The sequence below is a fragment of the Mycobacterium sp. genome (genome assembly GCF_032162605.1).
GTDB lineage: Bacteria > Actinomycetota > Actinomycetes > Mycobacteriales > Mycobacteriaceae > Mycobacterium.
Genome location: NZ_JAVROT010000176.1, coordinates 1 through 16,797 on the forward strand (window position 1 = coordinate 1; position 16,797 = coordinate 16,797).

Here is a 16,797-nt window from a genome sequence, read left to right on the forward strand (position 1 = left end):
TGGTACATCGTCAGCATCATGGTCTTCATCGACTTCATCGTCGCGAGCATGGGTGGCAGCGATGCCCTCAGCTGCGGCATGAGCCTGTCCAGTGCGTCCAGGTTGGTGACGAGGCCACCCAGCTGATCACTGAGGGCGTCGATGCCGTCCAGGGTGTCGAACACCGACCGTGTCGCCCAGCACACCGGGATGTCGTAGCAGTGCGGTTCCCAGTAGAGGTAGGCGCGGATCGGGCGGAAGAAGTCGTCGAAGTTCGAGATGTTGTCGCGCAGCTCGTTGGTCGTCGCGACCATGTCCTTGGTCTTCAGCGTCAGGTCGTGGGTCACGGCGTTGAGCTGGTCCATCAGGACGAGCATGTGCTCGAGGTTCTCGATCATGCCCTGCATCTCGTCGGCCTGCTTGAGCATGCTGGCAAACGAATCCTGCTGGTACTTCAGGTTCATCTGCTGAGTCGTGCCCTGCATGCTGATCTGGAACGGGATCGAGGTGTGTTCGATCGGAGTTCCCAGCGGCCTGGTGATCGCTTGCACCCGCCCGATTCCCGGCGTGTTGAAGACCGCCTTGGCGATCTTGTCGATGACGAGGAAGTCGGCCGAGTTCCGCAGGTCGTGATCGCTCTCGATCATCATCAACTCGGGATTCATCCGGGCTTGCGAGAAGTGTCGATCGGCGGCTGCATAGCCCTCATTGGCGGGGAGGTCGGCGGGCAGGAAGTGCCGGTCGTTGTAGTCGGTCCGGTACCCGGGCAGGGTCAGCAGGCCGACCAAGGCAAGCGCGATCGTGGCGACCAGCACCGGCCCGGGCCAGCGCACGACGAGCGCGCCGATCTTGCGCCACCCGCGCGTGCGCAGTGCCCGCTTGGGCTCGAGCAGCCCGAAGCGACTCGCGATGGTGACCGCCGCGGGCCCGAGAGTCAGCGCGCAGCCAACCACGATGACCATCCCGATGGCCAGCGGAATGCCGAGGGTCTGGAAGTAGGGCAGTCGGGTGAAGCTCAGGCAGAAGGTCGCGCCTGCGATCGTCAGACCCGAGCCGAGCACCACGTGCGCGGTGCCGTTGAACATCGTGAAGTAGGCGTCTTCTCTTTCTTCGCCCAGACTTCGCGCTTCCTGATATCGACCTATCAGGAAGATGGCGTAATCCGTCGCCGCGGCTATCGCGAGGGTGACCAGCAGGTTGGTTGCGAACGTCGAGAGGCCGATGATCTCGTGATAGCCGAGGAAGGCGACGATGCCGCGGGCGGCAGCGAGTTCGAGCACCACCATGACGAGCACGATCAGCACGGTGACGATCGACCGGTAGACCAGCAGAAGCATGACGATGATGACCGAGAACGTGACCATCTCGATCAGCTGCATACTGCGGTCGCCTGCGATGTTCTGATCGGCCGAGAGCGCGGCGGGCCCGGTGACGTAGGCCTTGATGCCGTCAGGCGGTTTCAGGCCGTCCACGATCTTTGCTACGGCATCGACGGACTCGTTCGCCAGGGCCTCACCCTGATTGCCCGCCAGGTACACCTGGACGTACATCGCCTTGCCGTCATTGCTCTGCGAGCCCGCCGCGGAGAGTGGGTCGCTCCACAGGTCGTTGACGTGCTCGACGTGCTTGGTGTCGGCCTCGAGCTTGCGGACCATGTCGTCGTAGAAGGTGTGCGCGTCCTGGCCGAGCTTGTCTTGACCCTCCAACACGATCATGACCGAGCTGTTGGACTTGAACTCCTTGAACGTGGCGCCGATGTGCTGCATCGAGATGACCGACGGTGCGTCGTTCGGGCTCATCGACACCGACCGCATCTTGCCGACCTCTTCGAGCTGCGGAACGAGCACGTTTCCGAGTGCGATGACGACGATCCAGCCGAGGATGATCGGCAGCGCAAGCGTGCGGATCAGCTGCGGCAGCCGATGGCGTGTCGGATTGACCGACGGCCCTGCCGTCGGGATCGCGTCCGTCGTGGGTTCGTGGTCGGGCGTCATGCGTTCTTCACGAGGCAGAAGGTCTGGGCGTTCACGCCGTTGGTGGTCCTGTCGTCTTTCACTTCGTCGTCGACGGTGATGCGGCAGGAGATGGAGTCACCGTCGCCTGCCGCGACGATGTTTGGTAACACCGACGGGGCGGTCGTACTCAGCGTCAGCGACCACGGCAGAGTGGCGGCGTCGACGCGCACCGGCTTGGAGTTCAGGTCGAGGTAGTTGATGTCCGCGTAGCTGCCCGGTCCGAAGATCTCGTACTTGACGACCTTGGGATTGAACGGCTCGGCGTCGTCCGCGAAGTTCTTCGGTGTAACGAGGATCGGGTTCATGCCGAAGAAGGTGCGTACCCGGTGCACGGTGAAGCCGGCGACCAGCAGGACGATCACGATCACGATGGGTATCCACGCTCTTCGCAATGCCTTGGTCATAACCCCTACTCGGAACGATTCGCTGAATTGAAATGAGAGATTAGCCTATATAACTGTATTGTGGTTAACGAGGCGTGCCGCCTATCTTTGCCTCTGGCGTGACGTCAGGCACAACGGTTTTATGGTGTGACCCACCGCCTTGGGTCGAGTACTTGCACAAGACAATTCGAATGGGGATACGATTCCGGCTATGAAGGCCCTGACGCGGACTGGACTCGCAACGGCAATTGCCGCCTTCTCGCTGGCTGCGGCCGCGGCGGGGCCGGCGCACGCCGATCCAGACACTGACTTCTCCAATCAACTCCACACCTACGGCATCTACGGCCCGAAGGACTACAACGCCTGGATCGGCAAGATCCAGTGCAAGCGCCTGTCGACGGGCCTGGACGCGAACGCCGGCGAGGCCGCGGTCTTCCTGAAGAAGAACCTGCCGCGGGGCAGCTCCGAACAGCAGATCTACCAATTCCTCTCGGCGGGCATCGACTTCTACTGCCCGGATCAGCGGTTCGTGGTGGACAGCCTGGCGGGGAACGCCCCGGCGACGCACCCTCCGGCCGGTGCGCCACTACCCGCCGAACAGTAGTGAAGGGCGCCTGGGCGGCGTCGACTGCGGGCCTGGTGGCCGCGCTGTTCGCGGGCCCGGGGCAGGCGACCGCGGATACCGTCGGCGGTCCCCTCTACGCCATCGGCAAGTGCTACGACGCCACCCAGGCTCCTGAGCAACGCCCTGCCGCGTTCGCCTACAACTGCGACCAGACGGGCGTCATGCAGGACATGACGTGGAGCTCGTGGGATTCCGAAGGCGCGAACGGCTCGGGTACCGACAGTTCGGTCGAGTGCCAGCCCAATTGCGCGGAGGGCACCCGCGTGTTCAACCCCATCGCCGTGCATGCGTGGAACCCGCAGTCGCCGGCGACGCCCGGTTGTCCGTCCGACGTGCAGTTCTACTCGGACATGACCGTCGCGTACCCCGACGGGGTACCGCCCTGGATCAACCCGGGCACCACGTGGGACACCGGAACCGACTTCGTGACGGTGGACGGCAAGCCCGCGGTGCACTTCTCCGGTCTGACGCCCAACTGCTCGTAGCGGTCACACCGTGACCGTCACCGGGCCGACGTTCCAGATGTCGTCGCAGTACTCCTCGATCGCGCGATCCGAAGAGAACTTTCCGCTGCGGGCCGTGTTCAGGATGGACATCCGCGACCACGCGTCCTTGTCCTGCCACGCCGCGGCCACCCTGTCCTGACATTCCACGTACGACGCGTAGTCGGCCACCACCAGGAACGGGTCATCGTTGCGGAGGTTGTCGACAAGGGGACGGAACACCTCGGTGTCACCGTGCGAGAACTGTCCGGAGGAGATCAGCCCGAGCACGGCCTCGAGCTCGTCGTTGCCGTCGATGTAGTCGGCGGGGCGGTAGCCGTCGAGCTTGACCCGTTCGACCTCCGACTCGGTCAACCCGAACAGAAAGAAGTTCTCGGCCCCCGCCTCTTCGCGAATCTCGACGTTGGCGCCGTCCAGCGTTCCGATGGTCAGCGCTCCGTTGAGCATGAACTTCATGTTGCCCGTGCCCGACGCCTCCTTGCCTGCGGTCGAGATCTGCTCGGACAGATTCGCCGCGGGATAGATGAGGTGGGCGTTCTGCACGTTGAAGTTGGGCACGAAGGCGACCTTCATGTACCGGTTGACCTCGGGGTCGTTGTTGACTGTCTCGCCAACGGCGTTGATCAGCTTGATGATTCGCTTGGCCATGAAGTAACCGGGCGCGGCCTTGCCGCCGAAGACGTAGGCGCGCGGTGCGATCTCGATTCCGGGATTCATCTTCAGCCGGAAATACTGCCGGATGATGTGCAGCACGGACAGGTGCTGGCGCTTGTACTCGTGGATGCGCTTGACCTGGATGTCGAACATCCAGGTGGGGTCCAACTCTACCCCGGTGGCCGTGTGGAGGAACTCTGACAGTCGGGACTTGTTGGCCCGCTTGACCTCCCGCCAGCGCTGGCGGAACTCGGGGTCGCCGATGTAGTCCTCCAGCCCGCGAAGCCGGTTCAGGTCGGTCAGCCAGCCGCCACCGATCGTGCTGTCCAGCAGCGTGCGCAGGCCCGGGTTGGACAGGGCCAGGAACCGGCGTGGCGTGACTCCGTTCGTCTTGTTGGAGAAGCGCTCCGGCCACAGCTCGTAGAAGTCCTTGAGCACGCTGGCCTTCAGCAGGTCCGAGTGCAGCGCCGCCACACCGTTGATCGCATGACTGCCCACCGTGGCGAGATGCGCCATCCGCACGGTCTGGCCACCGTTCTCACCGATCAGCGACATGCGCCGCACCCGCTTGACGTCCCCTGGGAAGTGCGCCCGCACTTCGTCCAGGAAGCGGCTGTTGATCTCGTAGATGATCTCCAGGTGTCGTGGCAGCGACTCCCGGAACAGGCCCAACGGCCACTTCTCCAGGGCTTCGGGCAGCAGCGTGTGGTTGGTGTAACCGAAGGTGGCGACCGTGATCGCCCAGGCTGCGTCCCACTCGAGGCGACGTTCGTCGACCAGGATCCGCATGAGCTCCGCCACTCCGATCGACGGGTGGGTGTCGTTGAGCTGCAAGGCAAACCGGTCCGGCAGATCGTGCAGCGAGGCGTCGGCGAGGTCATCCATGATGTGGACGACGTGCTGTAGCGAACACGACACGAAGAAGTACTGCTGTAGCAGGCGTAGCCGCTTGCCCGCCTCGGGCTCGTCGTTCGGGTAGAGCACCTTGGTGACCGTCTCGGAGGTGACCTCCTCCTCGACGGCCTTGTAGTAGTCGCCGGTGTTGAAGGCGTCCAAGGCAAACGAGTCGACGGCCCGTGCGCTCCACAGTGTCAGCGCGTTGCAGGTGTGCACGCCGTAACCCTGGATCGGGGTGTCGTATGCGACCCCCTTGATCACCTGCTTGGGCAGCCAGCGCACGCGGGTGGCGCCGGCGTCGTCGAGGTACTGCTCGGTGTGGCCGCCCCAGTTGACGAGGTAGTTCACGTCGGGTTTGGCGATCTCCCATGGGTTTCCGTTAGCCAGCCAGTTGTCGGTCTTCTCGATCTGCCAACCGTCGGAGAATTCCTGTTTGAAGATGCCGAACTCGTAGCGGATGCCGTAGCCGATCGCGGGCCGCTCGAGGGTGGCCAGCGAGTCGAGGTAGCACGCGGCGAGCCGGCCGAGGCCGCCGTTGCCGAGGCCGGGTTCCTGTTCGCAGGCCAGCACTTCGTCGAAGTCCTGGCCGAGGGTATCGAGCGCCGCCCGGGCCGCGTCCTCGATCTGAAGGTTGAGCAGGTTGTTGCCCAGTTGCGGGCCCATCAGGAACTCGGCCGAGAGGTAGCAGGTCACCTTGCGCCCGAGATCGAGGGACGTCTGCGTGGAAGCCACCCGGTTGTCCTGCATGCGGTCCCGTACGGCCAGGGCCAGCGCCCGGTAGTAGTGGTCGGGCCGCAGGGCGGCTGCCGGGCGACCGATCGAGTACCGCAGGTGATCCGTGATCGCCTCCCGTAGGTCGTCGGCGTCCAGTCCGGTTCGGACGTGGGAGGCTTCGGGGGCTGAATTCACGGCGTCGGTCACGGCTGGATTGTGGCAGCTGGGCGTGCACGGCGCACTCGCAGCAGACATCGTCCGGGTGAACGCCCCACCACGCGCCCGTGGTGAGGGAGATCAGGCGTGCACCCGACGCACCACGGCTACGTGCGCCGTCGACTCACCCTGCTCCCTTGCCGTTGTCGACGCGGTAGACGGCGCCGTGGACGGCGGCCGCGTCGTCACTGGCCAGGAACGCGATCGTCTTGGCGACGTCGGCGGTCTCCATGAAGCCGCGGGGCGAGGCGATGCGCATGATCAGGTCCCAGTCGGCGTTTTCCGGCGCTTCGAACTCGGTGGCCTGTGCGGTGGGCATGCCACCGGGGCAGACCACGTTGACGCGCAGCTTCTCCTTGGTGAACTCGACGGCCAGCGCGCGCGTGAGGCCGACCAGCCCGTGCTTGGCGGCGCAGTAACCCGCCGAGTAGACCTCGCCCTCGACGCCAGCGATCGACGCGACGTTGACGATGTTTCCACCCGCTTGTAGGAGGTGTGGCAGGGCCGCGCGGCACAGAAAGAACGGACCATTCAGATTCACCGCCAGGTCCTGCTCCCAGTCCTCGTCGGACATGCTCGGGGTGTGACGCATCTTGTGAAAGCCCGCGACGTTCACCAACACGTCGAGCCTGCCGAAGGCGGCGACGCAGTCCGCCACCGCCTGCTTGCACGCGGCGGGCGTGGTGACGTCCACTGACGCGTACTTCCCACCGGGCACGTCGGCGAAAACCTCGGCCATCCGCTCTGCGTCGCGGGCGATGCCGAACACCGACGCACCGCGCTCGGCGAACACCCGCGCCGTCGCGGCGCCCAGTCCGGCCGACGTTCCGGTGATCAATGCGACCTTGCCGTCCAGAGCAGTCATGAAGCGACCTTCTCACGCCACGACACGTCGGCGGCCGCCGCGTCGGGCAAAGGTGTGACTTCAACCCGATCGCACTGCGATACTCGGGGCATGACCATCGCCCGGGTGCTGGCCGCCGCCACGATCTTCGTTAGCTTCGCCAGCGTCGTGCTGGGATTCGCGAGTCCGGCCAGGGCCGACCAGGTGATGCAGGGCATCTACAGCTACACGCAGGGCGACGTGGTCGCGGAATGGGTGATCTACCCCAGCTGCGTTCCCACCGTCGGCGACCTCCGCGACAATCTCGAACTCCCGGTGGCGTGCCGATTGCACGTCACCCCCACGCCCTCGACACAGGTCGCCGGCGGCGATGCGCGGCTGACCGGTGGGGTGTGGGAATTCTCGACGCCGAAGGCCGACGGCATGACGTGCCCGGACGGCAGCACGGCGCCGATTCAGGAGACCTACGAGTTCGACGACCTCACCATGACCGGGACGCGGTCGGTCGCCCACAACGACGTCTGCGGAATGCCGGCGGGCATCACCAAGCACCCCTTCACGTTGGCGTTCAAGAGCCCCCTGCCCATGCCCGTGGAGCAGTACCCGCTGTACTGCGAGCCCGGCGGCCTGAAGAGGTGCTGGTGAGCGAGCACCGACCCCGCTTATGGTGAAGGCCCTCGGGGGCACGTTGAACGGGACTGAAGGGCGGCACATGGGCAAGCGGGTCGTGGTTTGGGGTACTGGCTTCGTCGGCAGGATGGTGATCGCCGAGATCGTCAAGCACCCGGTGTTCGACCTCGTCGGCGTGGGTGTGAGCAACCCCGAGAAGGTGGGCCGCGACGTCGGCGAGATCTGCGGACTCGGGGCTCCGGTGGGGGTGACCACGACCGACGACGCCGAGGCGCTCATCGCCCTCGAGCCGGACGCCGTGGTGCATTACGGCCCCACCGCGGCGCACGCCGACGACAACATCGAGCTCATCACGCGATTCCTGAGGGCGGGCATCGACGTGTGTTCGACGTCGATGACGCCGTGGGTGTGGCCCGCCATGCATCTCAACCCCCCGAACTGGATTCAACCGATCACCGATGCCTGCGAGGCAGGCCAGTCGTCATGCTTCACCACCGGCATCGATCCAGGGTTCGCCAACGACCTGTTCCCGATGACTCTGATGGGGTTGTGTTCGGAGGTCCGCACCGTGCGGGCATCGGAACTACTCGACTACACCAACTACGAGGGTGACTACGAGTTCGAGATGGGCATCGGCAAGCCGCCCGAGCACCGGGCGCTGCTGGAGACGCCGGACATCCTCATCTTCGCCTGGGGCGCAACGGTTCCGATGATTGCGCACGCAGCGGGCATCGAGCTCGACGAGATCACCACGACGTGGGACAAGTGGGTGACGCCCGACGAGCGCAAGACCGCGAAGGGCATCATCGCGCCCGGCAACGTCGCCGCCGTCCGGTTCACCATCAACGGTGTCTTCAAGGGCGAGACACGCATCCAGTTGGAGCACGTCAACCGGATCGGTCTCGACGCCGCGCCTGACTGGCCGTCCGGTGACAAGAACGACGTCTACCGCGTCGACATCGAGGGCACGCCCAGCATCTTCCAGGAGACGGCGTTCCGCTTCACCGACGGCTCCGGGCGTGACGCTGCGGCCGCGGGTTGCCTCGCCACCGGACTGCGTGCACTCAACGCCGTGCCCGCGGTCAACGACCTGCCGCCCGGCTGGGTGACCCCACTGGATCTACCGCTGATTGCTGGGCAAGGCACAATTCGATGACGTGGCAGAAGGAATAGGGCTCTCGGTCGGCGCTACCGCTTTGCGGGCGGTGGCGATCGACCGGTCCGCGGTGAGGCGATCGCCGGTACTGACGCTCTACCCGCACCGCCCCGCGGAGGTGGGCGTCCCGAGCGAGAACCCCACCCTCGCCGAGCCCGGACTGATCATCACCGACTTCGTCGACCGCGTCGGCGACCCGGTGGCGATCGTCGCGGGAGACGGCTCGTCGCACCGTGCCGAGGCGCTGCTGGCCGACGCGCTACGGTCTCTGCTGCAGGCGCTGACGGCCGCCAAGCCGGACTCCGAGCCGGTCGGGGTGACCCATCCGGCGCACTGGCCTCCGGCTGCGGTCGACGCCCTGCGTGGCGCGCTGGCCGCACGACCCGGGCTCGGTGGCTCGGAGCCCGCTCTCCTAGTGTCCGACGCGGTGGCCTCGCTCACCGCGCTGCAGGACGATCCTGGCGTGCCCACCCGGGGAATCATCGCAGTGTGTGACTTCGGTGGTACCGGCGTCAGCATCACCCTCGCCGATGCCGCCGACGGCTTCCGGTCCATCGGTTCGACGGTCCGGCACACCGATCTCTCGGGCGACCTCATCGACCAGGCGCTGCTGAGCCGGGTCGTCGGTGACCTGGCAACGGCGGGTTCGGTGGATCTGTCGAGTACGTCGGCGATCGGATCGCTGAGCCGGCTGCGCGGTCAGTGCAGGGCAGCCAAGGAACGGCTCTCGACGGCGGCCGTCACGTCACTCGCCGTGGAACTGCCGGGGCATCGCACCGAGGTGAGGATCACCCGCACCGAACTCGACGACGCCATCCGCGAGCCGCTCGACGCATTCATCGTCGTTCTTCAGGACACCGTGCAGCGCAGCGGGATTCATCCCGGTGACCTCGTCGCGGTGGCGTCGGTCGGCGGCGGGGCGCGCATGCCCGTGTTCACGACGGCGCTGTCCGAGCACCTGCGGGTTCCCGTCATCACGTCGGCGCAACCGGAGTTGGCGGCCGCGATCGGCGGCGGTCTGAAGGCGGTTCGCGGTCTGGTCCCCGATGGTGCGACCTCCGTGGCGCCCGCGGCCGCCGCGGCGGCGCCCCTGGTCCCGCCGCCGTCAGCCGATGCCGGTGCCCCCGCATCGTCGACGTTTCGCGCCCTGGCGTGGTCGGACGCGGACGACATTCCCGAGCCGACGCCCCCAGACCCCGCAGACGCCCAGGACGGTCCGGCATACGAGCCGTACGACCCCCGGCCGCAGCTGGCCTTCGCCGATCACGAGGCCGACGCGGAGGAAGCGGCAGCGGTGCTCCCGTGGTATCGCCGCCCGGTCGCGATCCTGGCCGCCGTGGTGGTAGTGGCAGTGGTCGTGCTCGGCGCCGCCGCCCTATATGTGCTGCGCAACGACGAATCTCCCGCGCCCACTTCGACTCCCACGACGGTGACCACCACGGCTCCGCCAGCGTCCAGCGTTCCGCAGCCCAGCTCGGAGTCATCGCCGCCAGCGACGCAGGCCCCCCCGCCCGTCGTGACGGTGACGCAGGAACCCCCGCCCGCGACAGAAGCCCCACCGTCGCCGACGGAGGCACCACCACCACCGCCCACCACTACCGAGCCGCCGCCTCCACCGCCATCGGAGACGGCGCCGACCACGGCGACGACTGCACCGCCCAGCACACAGGCTCCGATCATCCCGACCCTGCCGTATCAGACCATCCCCGGTCTGCCGTTCGTTCCGGCACCGTTTCAGCCGCCGCAACCCTAGGCTTGTCTCCGTGACCCAGACGGACGGCCTGCTCTTCGATCCGAACACCTACGACCCGCACGAGTTCGACGCCGAGACGCGGCGACTGCTCCGCGCGACCATCGACTTCTTCGAGGGGCAGGGCAAGAAGCGGATCCTCGACGACGACCTGAAGGCACAGTGGCCCGCCGACTTCGTCGAGTTCGTCAAGCGGGAGAAGCTCTTCGCCACCTTCCTGACGCCCTCGGAGTTCGCCGACGGAAACCCGGACAAGCGTTGGGACGGGGCACGCAACGCGGCACTCGCCGAGATTCTCGGTTTCTACGGCCTGACCTACTGGTACACCGAACAGGTCACCATCCTGGGTCTCGGGCCGGTCTGGCAGAGCGAGAACAAGGACGCCAAACTCAAGGCCGCCGACGACCTCGAGGCCGGAGAGGTGATGGCGTTCGGGTTGTCCGAGCGCGAACACGGCGCAGACGTCTATAACACGGACATGGTGCTGACGCCGGCGAGCGAGCAGGACCGGGCCGACGGCATCCTCTACCGGGCGTCGGGGGAGAAGTACTACATCGGCAACGGCAACGTCGCGAGCCTGGTGTCGGTGTTCGGCAGGCGCGGTGACGTCGACGGCCAGGACTCGTACGTCTTCTTCGCCGTCGACAGCAGCCACGAGAACTACCACCTGATCGACAACGTCGTGCACATGCAGATCTACGTGAGCACGTTCCGGCTCGAGAACTATCCGGTGCGTGCCGAGGACATCCTTCACACCGGCGTGGAAGCCTTTGCGGCGGCACTGAATACGGTCAACGTGGGAAAGTTCAACCTGTGCTCCTCGTCGATCGGAATGACCGAGCACGCGTTCTACGAGGCGATCACCCACGCGCAGAACCGCATCCTCTACGGCAACCCCGTCACCGACTTCAGCCACGTGCGGGCCAACTTCGTGGACGCCTACGCGCGCATGGTCGCCATGAAGCTCTTCAGCAGGCGCGCAGTCGACTACTTCCGCAGTGCGAGCCTCGACGACCGGCGCTACCTGTTGTTCAACCCCATGACGAAGGCCAAGGTCACGATGGAGGGCGAGACCGTGATGCGGTCCCTGCACGACGTGATCGCCGCCAAGGGTTACGAGAAGAACACCATGTTCCGCGAGGTTGCGCAGCTCATCGGCTGCCTGCCGCGGCTGGAGGGCACGGTGCACGTCAACGTCGGCCTGGTGCTGAAGTTCATGCCGAACTACATGCTCAATCCCAAGTCCTACCCAGAGATTCCGACCCGCAACGACGCCAGCGACGACACCTTCTTCTGGAATCAGGGGCCCACCCGCGGCGCGGGTGCGATCCAGTTCGCCGACTGGACGCCGGTGTACGAGAACCACGCCCGAATTCCGAACGTCGCCCGGTTCTACCAGCAGGCGCAGGCGTTCAGGGATCTGCTCGTCACGGCGGCGCCCGATGCCGAACAGGCGAAGGACCTCGACTTCCTGCTGAACGTCGGGCACCTGTTCTCACTGATCGTCTACGGCCAGCTGATCCTCGAGCAGGCCGCGCTGGCGGGTCAGCGGGGAGACATCGACACCGACATCCTAGACGCGATCTTCGACTTCCAGATCCGCGACTTCAGCACGTATGCCGTTGCGTTGCATGGCAAGCCGACGTCGACCCAGGCGCAGCAGGACTGGGCCCTCGGGGCGATCCGCAAACCCGTCGCCGACGCGGACCGCTTCACCCGCGTCTGGGAGCGGGTGCGGGCGTACGACGGCGCCTACGAGATGGCGCCCTGACTCAGGCCATCTCGGGGACCCGCAGGTGGGCGATCATCAACTCGAAGTCGTGCTCCTCCTGGATCTGGGCGGCTGCCTCCGCGGACACCGAGCCTCTGAGTCGATCCATTTCGCCGCGGTTGCGCTCCATTACGTCGGCACTCTCGAAGGCCATCGACGACACCCCGCGGCCCGACGTTCGGTCCACCAAAAGGCTTGCGCTGCAGAATCCTTCGAGTTCCTGCAACGCGGGCAGAGCTGACTTGAAGATCTCGAGGCCAGCGTCGATCTGGTCGGTGTGGACACTGGCCCAGGTCACCCGGACGCAGGCCCCCGCACCCGCCTCGCGTTCGCGGTGCAGGACCGCGATCTCCCATTCGTCGACGGTTGGGCTCGCGCCACCGAAGATCTCGGCGGCGCGGTTGCGAACCTCCTCGACGGCCGACGCACTGGCGCGCATCGCGTCCTCTGACTCCCAGGCACTGGTGATGATGCAGCGGCCGGATGACCGGTCGGCCACCAGGGACAGGCCGATGTGTCCCTCCAGGCCCTCGAGCACGGGCATCACCTTCTCGCGAACGTAGGCAATGCCGGCGTCGAGGGATGAGGGCTTGGCCTCGATGGTCGTTGTTCGTGCGTACACGATCTGCCTCCTCTAGCCGGGGCAGCGTCCCGACGGCGCTGCCGTCGCGGTTCATGGTCCTCCGCTGACGAGCGGATGGCAATGGCGTCTGCGGCAGCAACTTCCCCGTCACCGTCCGTCCATGCACACCGTCGCCGTGCTGGCGCTGCCCGACACCGTCGCCTTCGACCTCGCGACGCCCGTGGAGGTCTTCGGGCCAGAAGCTGACACCATCGTCGTGCCAGGGCGCCACGACGTGTCGGGCGCCTTCACGCTTGCAGCCACCGGCCAGACCCCCATGCAGTGGCTCACCGGGATGCGGGTGCGCCACGCGCAGCAGATGCTGGAGACCGCGTCACACGGTGTCGAGCGGGTCGGCCGGGAGGTCGGCTTCGCGTCGCCTGCCAACTTCCGGGAGCAATTCCGCAGGCTGACGGGCGTGTCGCCGCACAACTACCGCAACACCTTCCGAGAGCGCATCGCGGGCTGAAGGTCAGTGATGCACGCGCTGCTTCTTCTCGATCACGACCTGCGCCAGGGGGATTCGCACCTCGGCTGGTGCCGCCGCCACCCGGGCCGCGACACCCGAGCAGAGTTCGTCCAGGAAACCGCCGCGGCGTTCGGCGGGCAGCTCGACTGCGAGACTCGGGAACGTCGACATGCGCAGGAACGCCGCCCACCTGGCGCCGAGCCCCTCGGCCTTCTTGTCGATCGAATACTGGGTCCAGAAGCGGTCCTCGGCGTCGAACACCTCGAGGTGCTCGATCGAGAGTTTCTCGAAGGTGCCGGACGGCGCGAACGGGGACAGGAAGTCGCGGGCCCGGCGCCCGGCGATCGGGATCGTCATCCGGCGCAACTCGTCCTCGCTCACGAGTTCACGCGCCTCGAGTTCGGCGAGCGTGTCCACGGTGGCCTGCAGGAGTGGCCGATACCCGAAGTCGCCGTCCTCGCCGATTCCCAAGGTCATTACCACCAGCCGCCCGCCGGGGCTCAGCTCACGACCGCGGAACGCCACGAACTCGTGCCAGTCGTGCGCCGCCTGCCTCGCGTAGGCGGCGCGGACGTCGTCGTCGCGGCTGTGCGCCACCAAGACGTGGTCGGGGATTGGCTTCGGAGTGCGGGCCAACCATTGGATCGACCATGCGGACCAGGCCAGGTTCACGCTGTTGGACGGAAGGATCTGGGAGTAGAACGAGCGTCCGACGGCGGAGGCGAACGACGCGTGGTCCTTCTTGAGGTAGGTGTCGGGGTCGTCGCTCAGGGTCCGGAAGAGCGCGGTGAAGTCGTTTTCCGGTACGTCGGTGTGCGTGACCAGCACCGAGTGCTCCGGCCGGGTCCGCTTGCGCAACACGGCGATCGCCGCGCCGATCGGCAGCAGAGAATTGTGCCCGGTCGCCGCACCGTAGTCGGCGATCACGACGGGGCGCGGAGACCGGGGGATGGGTACCACCGCGGCGGCCCGCTCGAAAAGCGTTATCGCCCGACGCAATCCGGCTGCCTGAAGCCGCGAGGCTGCAGTGTAGGAGCCACTGTCCATCGGCTCCGGCTGCACCACCACACTCGATTCGGGCATAGGGCAAACGGTAGCCCGTCAATCGCGTCGACGTGACAGACTGCGGTCCATGAATCGCCGGACCGGGCCTCGGATCATGACCACCATCGCCGTGGTGACGATGGTCGCGGCTGCCATCGGCTTCGTCGTGACGTTGGTCCTCAACGCGTTCGTGTTCGACGAGTACGACGCGTACGGCGAGGTCCCGATCCCAGGTTCGGCCAGCGTTCACCTCCCCGAGGGTGACGTGACCGTCACCTTTCGCACGGTGCTGATCGGCGGCGGCGGAAGTGGACTGCCCGTGCCGGCCTTGAACTACCGCATCACCGGGTCGGACGGCGCCGATGTGCAGCTGACCGAGGACTACGGCACGACCACGACGGTGAACAACGATGCACGGGTCCGCATCGGATATCTCCACGCACCCGTCGACGGCACCTATGACGTCAAGCTCGACGGCAACGTCAGTGCCTATCTCGACCCAACGCTCGCGTTCGGGCACGGCAGCAGTTTCGGATCCGTGCCATGGATCCTGGCAGCGATCTTCGGCTTCGCGATCGTGAACCTCGTCATCGCGCGGATCTGGGCTTCTCGGGTCATACGGAGTGAGCGCGCCGCGCCAACGATTTCGTACCAACCGCAGGCGTCGTACAGCCCCAGCGATCAAGGCGTACGGATCGAGCAGCTCAATACGCTTGCCCGGCTTCGTGATTCGGGCGCCCTGACGGAAGCGGAGTACACAGCCGAGAAGAAGCGGGTGCTCGACGGGCTCTAGTGACCGCGCTTGACCCATTCGTCGTAGTTGACGATCTCATCGCCGATCACGGTGCTGTCGCCGTGTCCGGTGTAGACCACGGTGTCGGCGGGCAGCTTGCCAAGGCGCTCGGAGATGGATGCCAGGATGGTCGGGAAGTCGGAGTAGGACCGTCCGGTCGCGCCGGGTCCGCCGTTGAACAGCGTGTCGCCGCTGAACACCGCACCCAGTTCCGGCGCGTACCAGCACACCGATCCCGGCGAATGCCCCGGCGTGTGGAGCGCATGAATCTCCACGGCGCCCGCGTTGAGCACCAGGCCGTCGGTCACGCTGCGGAAGTCCTCGTCCGGGTGGGTCATTCGCCAGAGCACGTCGTCGGCGGGATGCAGCAGCACTGGCGCGTCGAGCGTCCGCCCGAGTTCTGGTGCGACGGTGACGTGGTCGTTGTGGCCGTGGGTGCAGATCACGGCCACGACATTGCGACCGCCGACGGCGTCGACGATCGGTCCCGCGTCGTGGGCCGCGTCGAACACGACGACGTCGGTGTCGTCACCGACGACCCAGATGTTGTTGTCGACCTCCCAGCTGCCGCCGTCGAGTTCGAAGGTGCCGTGGGTGACGACGCGTCCGATGGGCCCGCTCATCACAGGATCACCACGGAGCGCAGGACCTCGCCGGCGTGCATCTTTGCGAAGCCGTCCTCGATGCCGTCGAGTCCGATGCGCTCTGAGACGAACTTCTCCAATGGCAGCCTGCCCTGGCGGTAGAGGCTGATGAGGGTGGGGAAGTCACGTTCGGGCAGGCAGTCGCCGTACCAGGACGACTTGAGAGAACCACCGCGGGAGAAGAAGTCGACCAGCGGAATCTCGAGTTTCATGTCGGGTGTCGGCACCCCGACCAGCACCACGGTGCCTGCCAGGTCGCGGGCGTAGAACGCCTGCTTCCACGTCTCGGGACGACCGACCGCGTCGATGATTACGTCGGCCCCGTTGCCGTCGGTGAGGTCCTGGATGGTCTCCACCACGTCGAACTCCTTAGCGTTGATCGTGTGGGTGGCCCCGAACTCACGCGCCCAGTTGAGCTTCTTGTCGTCGGTGTCCACGGCGATGATCCGTTTGGCGCCCACCAGCCGCGCCCCGGCGATTGCGGCGTCGCCCACGCCGCCGCAACCGATGACCGCGACGGTGTCGTCACGCTGGACGTTGCCGGTGTTGATGGCCGCCCCGATGCCCGCCATCACGCCGCAGCCGATCAGTCCGGCGACGGCGGGATCGGCCTCGGGATCTACCCTGGTGCACTGACCCTCGTGCACCAGGGTCTTGTCGGCGAACGCCCCGATGCCCAGTGCCGGGGTGAGTTCGGTGCCGTCGGTCAGCGTCATCTTCTGAGCGGCGTTGTGGGTGTTGAAGCAGTACCAGGGCCGGCCACGCTTGCAGGCCCGACACTGTCCACACACCGCCCGCCAGTTCAGCACCACGAAGTCACCGACCTCGACGTGGGTCACGCCCGCACCGATCGACGCCACCGTGCCCGCGGCCTCGTGGCCGAGCAGGAAGGGGTACTCGTCGTTGATCCCGCCCTCGCGATACGTCAGGTCGGTGTGGCACACACCACACGCGATGATGTCGACGACCACTTCGCTGGGACCCGGATCCGGGATGACGACGTCGACCAGTTCGACGGGTTGCTTCTTGGACCGCGAGATGACACCGCGCACTGTCTGGCTCATGCGTACAAACTAGCGGCCTCGGTG

At 66.2% G+C, this 16,797-nt stretch carries 15 protein-coding genes and 1 pseudogene; 8 read left to right on the forward strand and 8 right to left on the reverse strand.

The features are described 5' to 3' along the window. Both QOI01_RS10810 and QOI01_RS10815 read right to left on the reverse strand, forming a co-directional pair. Nucleotides 1-1,973: MMPL/RND family transporter (locus QOI01_RS10810; RefSeq protein ID WP_526380698.1), on the reverse strand; the 1,973-nt coding region annotated here is incomplete at its 3' end. Then, nucleotides 1,970-2,398: an MmpS family transport accessory protein gene (locus tag QOI01_RS10815; RefSeq protein ID WP_526380700.1), complete on the reverse strand. Its 429-nt coding sequence runs from the start codon at nucleotides 2,396-2,398 to the stop codon at nucleotides 1,970-1,972. The genes QOI01_RS10810 and QOI01_RS10815, both read right to left, overlap by 4 nt. Before the next feature lie 190 nt (nucleotides 2,399-2,588). On the opposite strand from QOI01_RS10815, the gene QOI01_RS10820 reads away from it, so the two are divergent. Together QOI01_RS10820 and QOI01_RS10825 are read left to right on the forward strand one after the other, a co-directional pair. Then, complete coding sequence (locus QOI01_RS10820) at nucleotides 2,589-2,981, forward strand: DUF732 domain-containing protein (RefSeq protein WP_526380702.1); 393 nt, start codon at nucleotides 2,589-2,591, stop codon at nucleotides 2,979-2,981. Further along, nucleotides 2,981-3,487, forward strand: coding sequence for a hypothetical protein (locus tag QOI01_RS10825; RefSeq protein ID WP_526380704.1), 507 nt, complete (start codon nucleotides 2,981-2,983; stop codon nucleotides 3,485-3,487). Before QOI01_RS10820 ends, QOI01_RS10825 begins: the two co-directional genes overlap by 1 nt. A gap of 3 nt (nucleotides 3,488-3,490) precedes the next feature. Here the strand turns inward: QOI01_RS10825 and QOI01_RS10830 are convergent, their stop codons facing one another. Further along, entirely contained in the window at nucleotides 3,491-5,977 is a 2,487-nt protein-coding gene (locus tag QOI01_RS10830) for a glycogen/starch/alpha-glucan phosphorylase (RefSeq protein ID WP_526380706.1), read from the reverse strand. A gap of 133 nt (nucleotides 5,978-6,110) precedes the next feature. Continuing rightward, nucleotides 6,111-6,851 carry an SDR family NAD(P)-dependent oxidoreductase gene (locus QOI01_RS10835; protein WP_526380708.1) on the reverse strand — a complete coding sequence of 247 codons (741 nt, stop codon included), beginning with the start codon at nucleotides 6,849-6,851 and terminating at the stop codon, nucleotides 6,111-6,113. 90 nt (nucleotides 6,852-6,941) lie between these two features. Between QOI01_RS10835 and QOI01_RS10840 the strand changes: the two genes are divergently transcribed. The 4 genes from QOI01_RS10840 (at nucleotide 6,942) to QOI01_RS10855 (ending at nucleotide 12,137) form a co-directional block, all read left to right on the forward strand. Beyond that, a complete protein-coding gene (locus tag QOI01_RS10840; protein ID WP_526380710.1) occupies nucleotides 6,942-7,475 on the forward strand; it encodes a hypothetical protein in 534 nt (177 codons plus the stop codon). Between the two features lie 67 nt (nucleotides 7,476-7,542). Further along, nucleotides 7,543-8,616 (forward strand): NAD(P)H-dependent amine dehydrogenase family protein, encoded by a 1,074-nt coding sequence (locus QOI01_RS10845; protein WP_526380712.1) that lies wholly within the window; start codon nucleotides 7,543-7,545, stop codon nucleotides 8,614-8,616. A gap of 1 nt (nucleotide 8,617) precedes the next feature. Continuing rightward, nucleotides 8,618-10,369, forward strand: a complete 1,752-nt coding sequence (locus QOI01_RS10850) for an Hsp70 family protein (RefSeq protein WP_526380714.1) — start codon at nucleotides 8,618-8,620, stop codon at nucleotides 10,367-10,369. Nucleotides 10,370-10,379: 10 nt separating this feature from the next. Then, nucleotides 10,380-12,137, forward strand: coding sequence for an acyl-CoA dehydrogenase family protein (locus tag QOI01_RS10855; RefSeq protein WP_526380716.1), 1,758 nt, complete (start codon nucleotides 10,380-10,382; stop codon nucleotides 12,135-12,137). A 1-nt stretch (nucleotide 12,138) separates the two neighbouring features. Here QOI01_RS10855 and QOI01_RS10860 read toward each other — a convergent pair whose 3' ends face one another. Continuing rightward, nucleotides 12,139-12,759 carry an antibiotic biosynthesis monooxygenase gene (locus tag QOI01_RS10860; RefSeq protein ID WP_526380718.1) on the reverse strand — a complete coding sequence of 207 codons (621 nt, stop codon included), beginning with the start codon at nucleotides 12,757-12,759 and terminating at the stop codon, nucleotides 12,139-12,141. Between the two features lie 256 nt (nucleotides 12,760-13,015). Here QOI01_RS10860 and QOI01_RS10865 point away from each other — a divergent pair. Then, nucleotides 13,016-13,228 (forward strand): annotated as a pseudogene (locus QOI01_RS10865) (helix-turn-helix domain-containing protein); the annotation flags it as partial. A gap of 3 nt (nucleotides 13,229-13,231) precedes the next feature. On the opposite strand, the gene QOI01_RS10870 reads toward QOI01_RS10865, so the two are convergent. Beyond that, a complete protein-coding gene (locus QOI01_RS10870) occupies nucleotides 13,232-14,311 on the reverse strand; it encodes a class I SAM-dependent methyltransferase (protein WP_526380720.1) in 1,080 nt (359 codons plus the stop codon). 76 nt (nucleotides 14,312-14,387) lie between these two features. Here QOI01_RS10870 and QOI01_RS10875 point away from each other — a divergent pair, with 76 nt between their 5' ends. After that, entirely contained in the window at nucleotides 14,388-15,065 is a 678-nt protein-coding gene (locus QOI01_RS10875; RefSeq protein ID WP_526380722.1) for an SHOCT domain-containing protein, read from the forward strand. Here QOI01_RS10875 and QOI01_RS10880 read toward each other — a convergent pair. Both QOI01_RS10880 and QOI01_RS10885 read right to left on the reverse strand, forming a co-directional pair. Continuing rightward, nucleotides 15,062-15,688, reverse strand: a complete 627-nt coding sequence (locus QOI01_RS10880) for an MBL fold metallo-hydrolase (RefSeq protein ID WP_526380724.1) — start codon at nucleotides 15,686-15,688, stop codon at nucleotides 15,062-15,064. The genes QOI01_RS10875 and QOI01_RS10880 overlap by 4 nt on opposite strands. After that, the gene (locus tag QOI01_RS10885) at nucleotides 15,688-16,773 is read right to left on the reverse strand and encodes an S-(hydroxymethyl)mycothiol dehydrogenase (protein WP_526380726.1); all 1,086 of its coding nucleotides are present in this window, start codon (nucleotides 16,771-16,773) and stop codon (nucleotides 15,688-15,690) included. The genes QOI01_RS10880 and QOI01_RS10885 overlap by 1 nt, the downstream gene beginning before the upstream one ends. Between the last annotated feature and the right edge of the window lie 24 nt (nucleotides 16,774-16,797).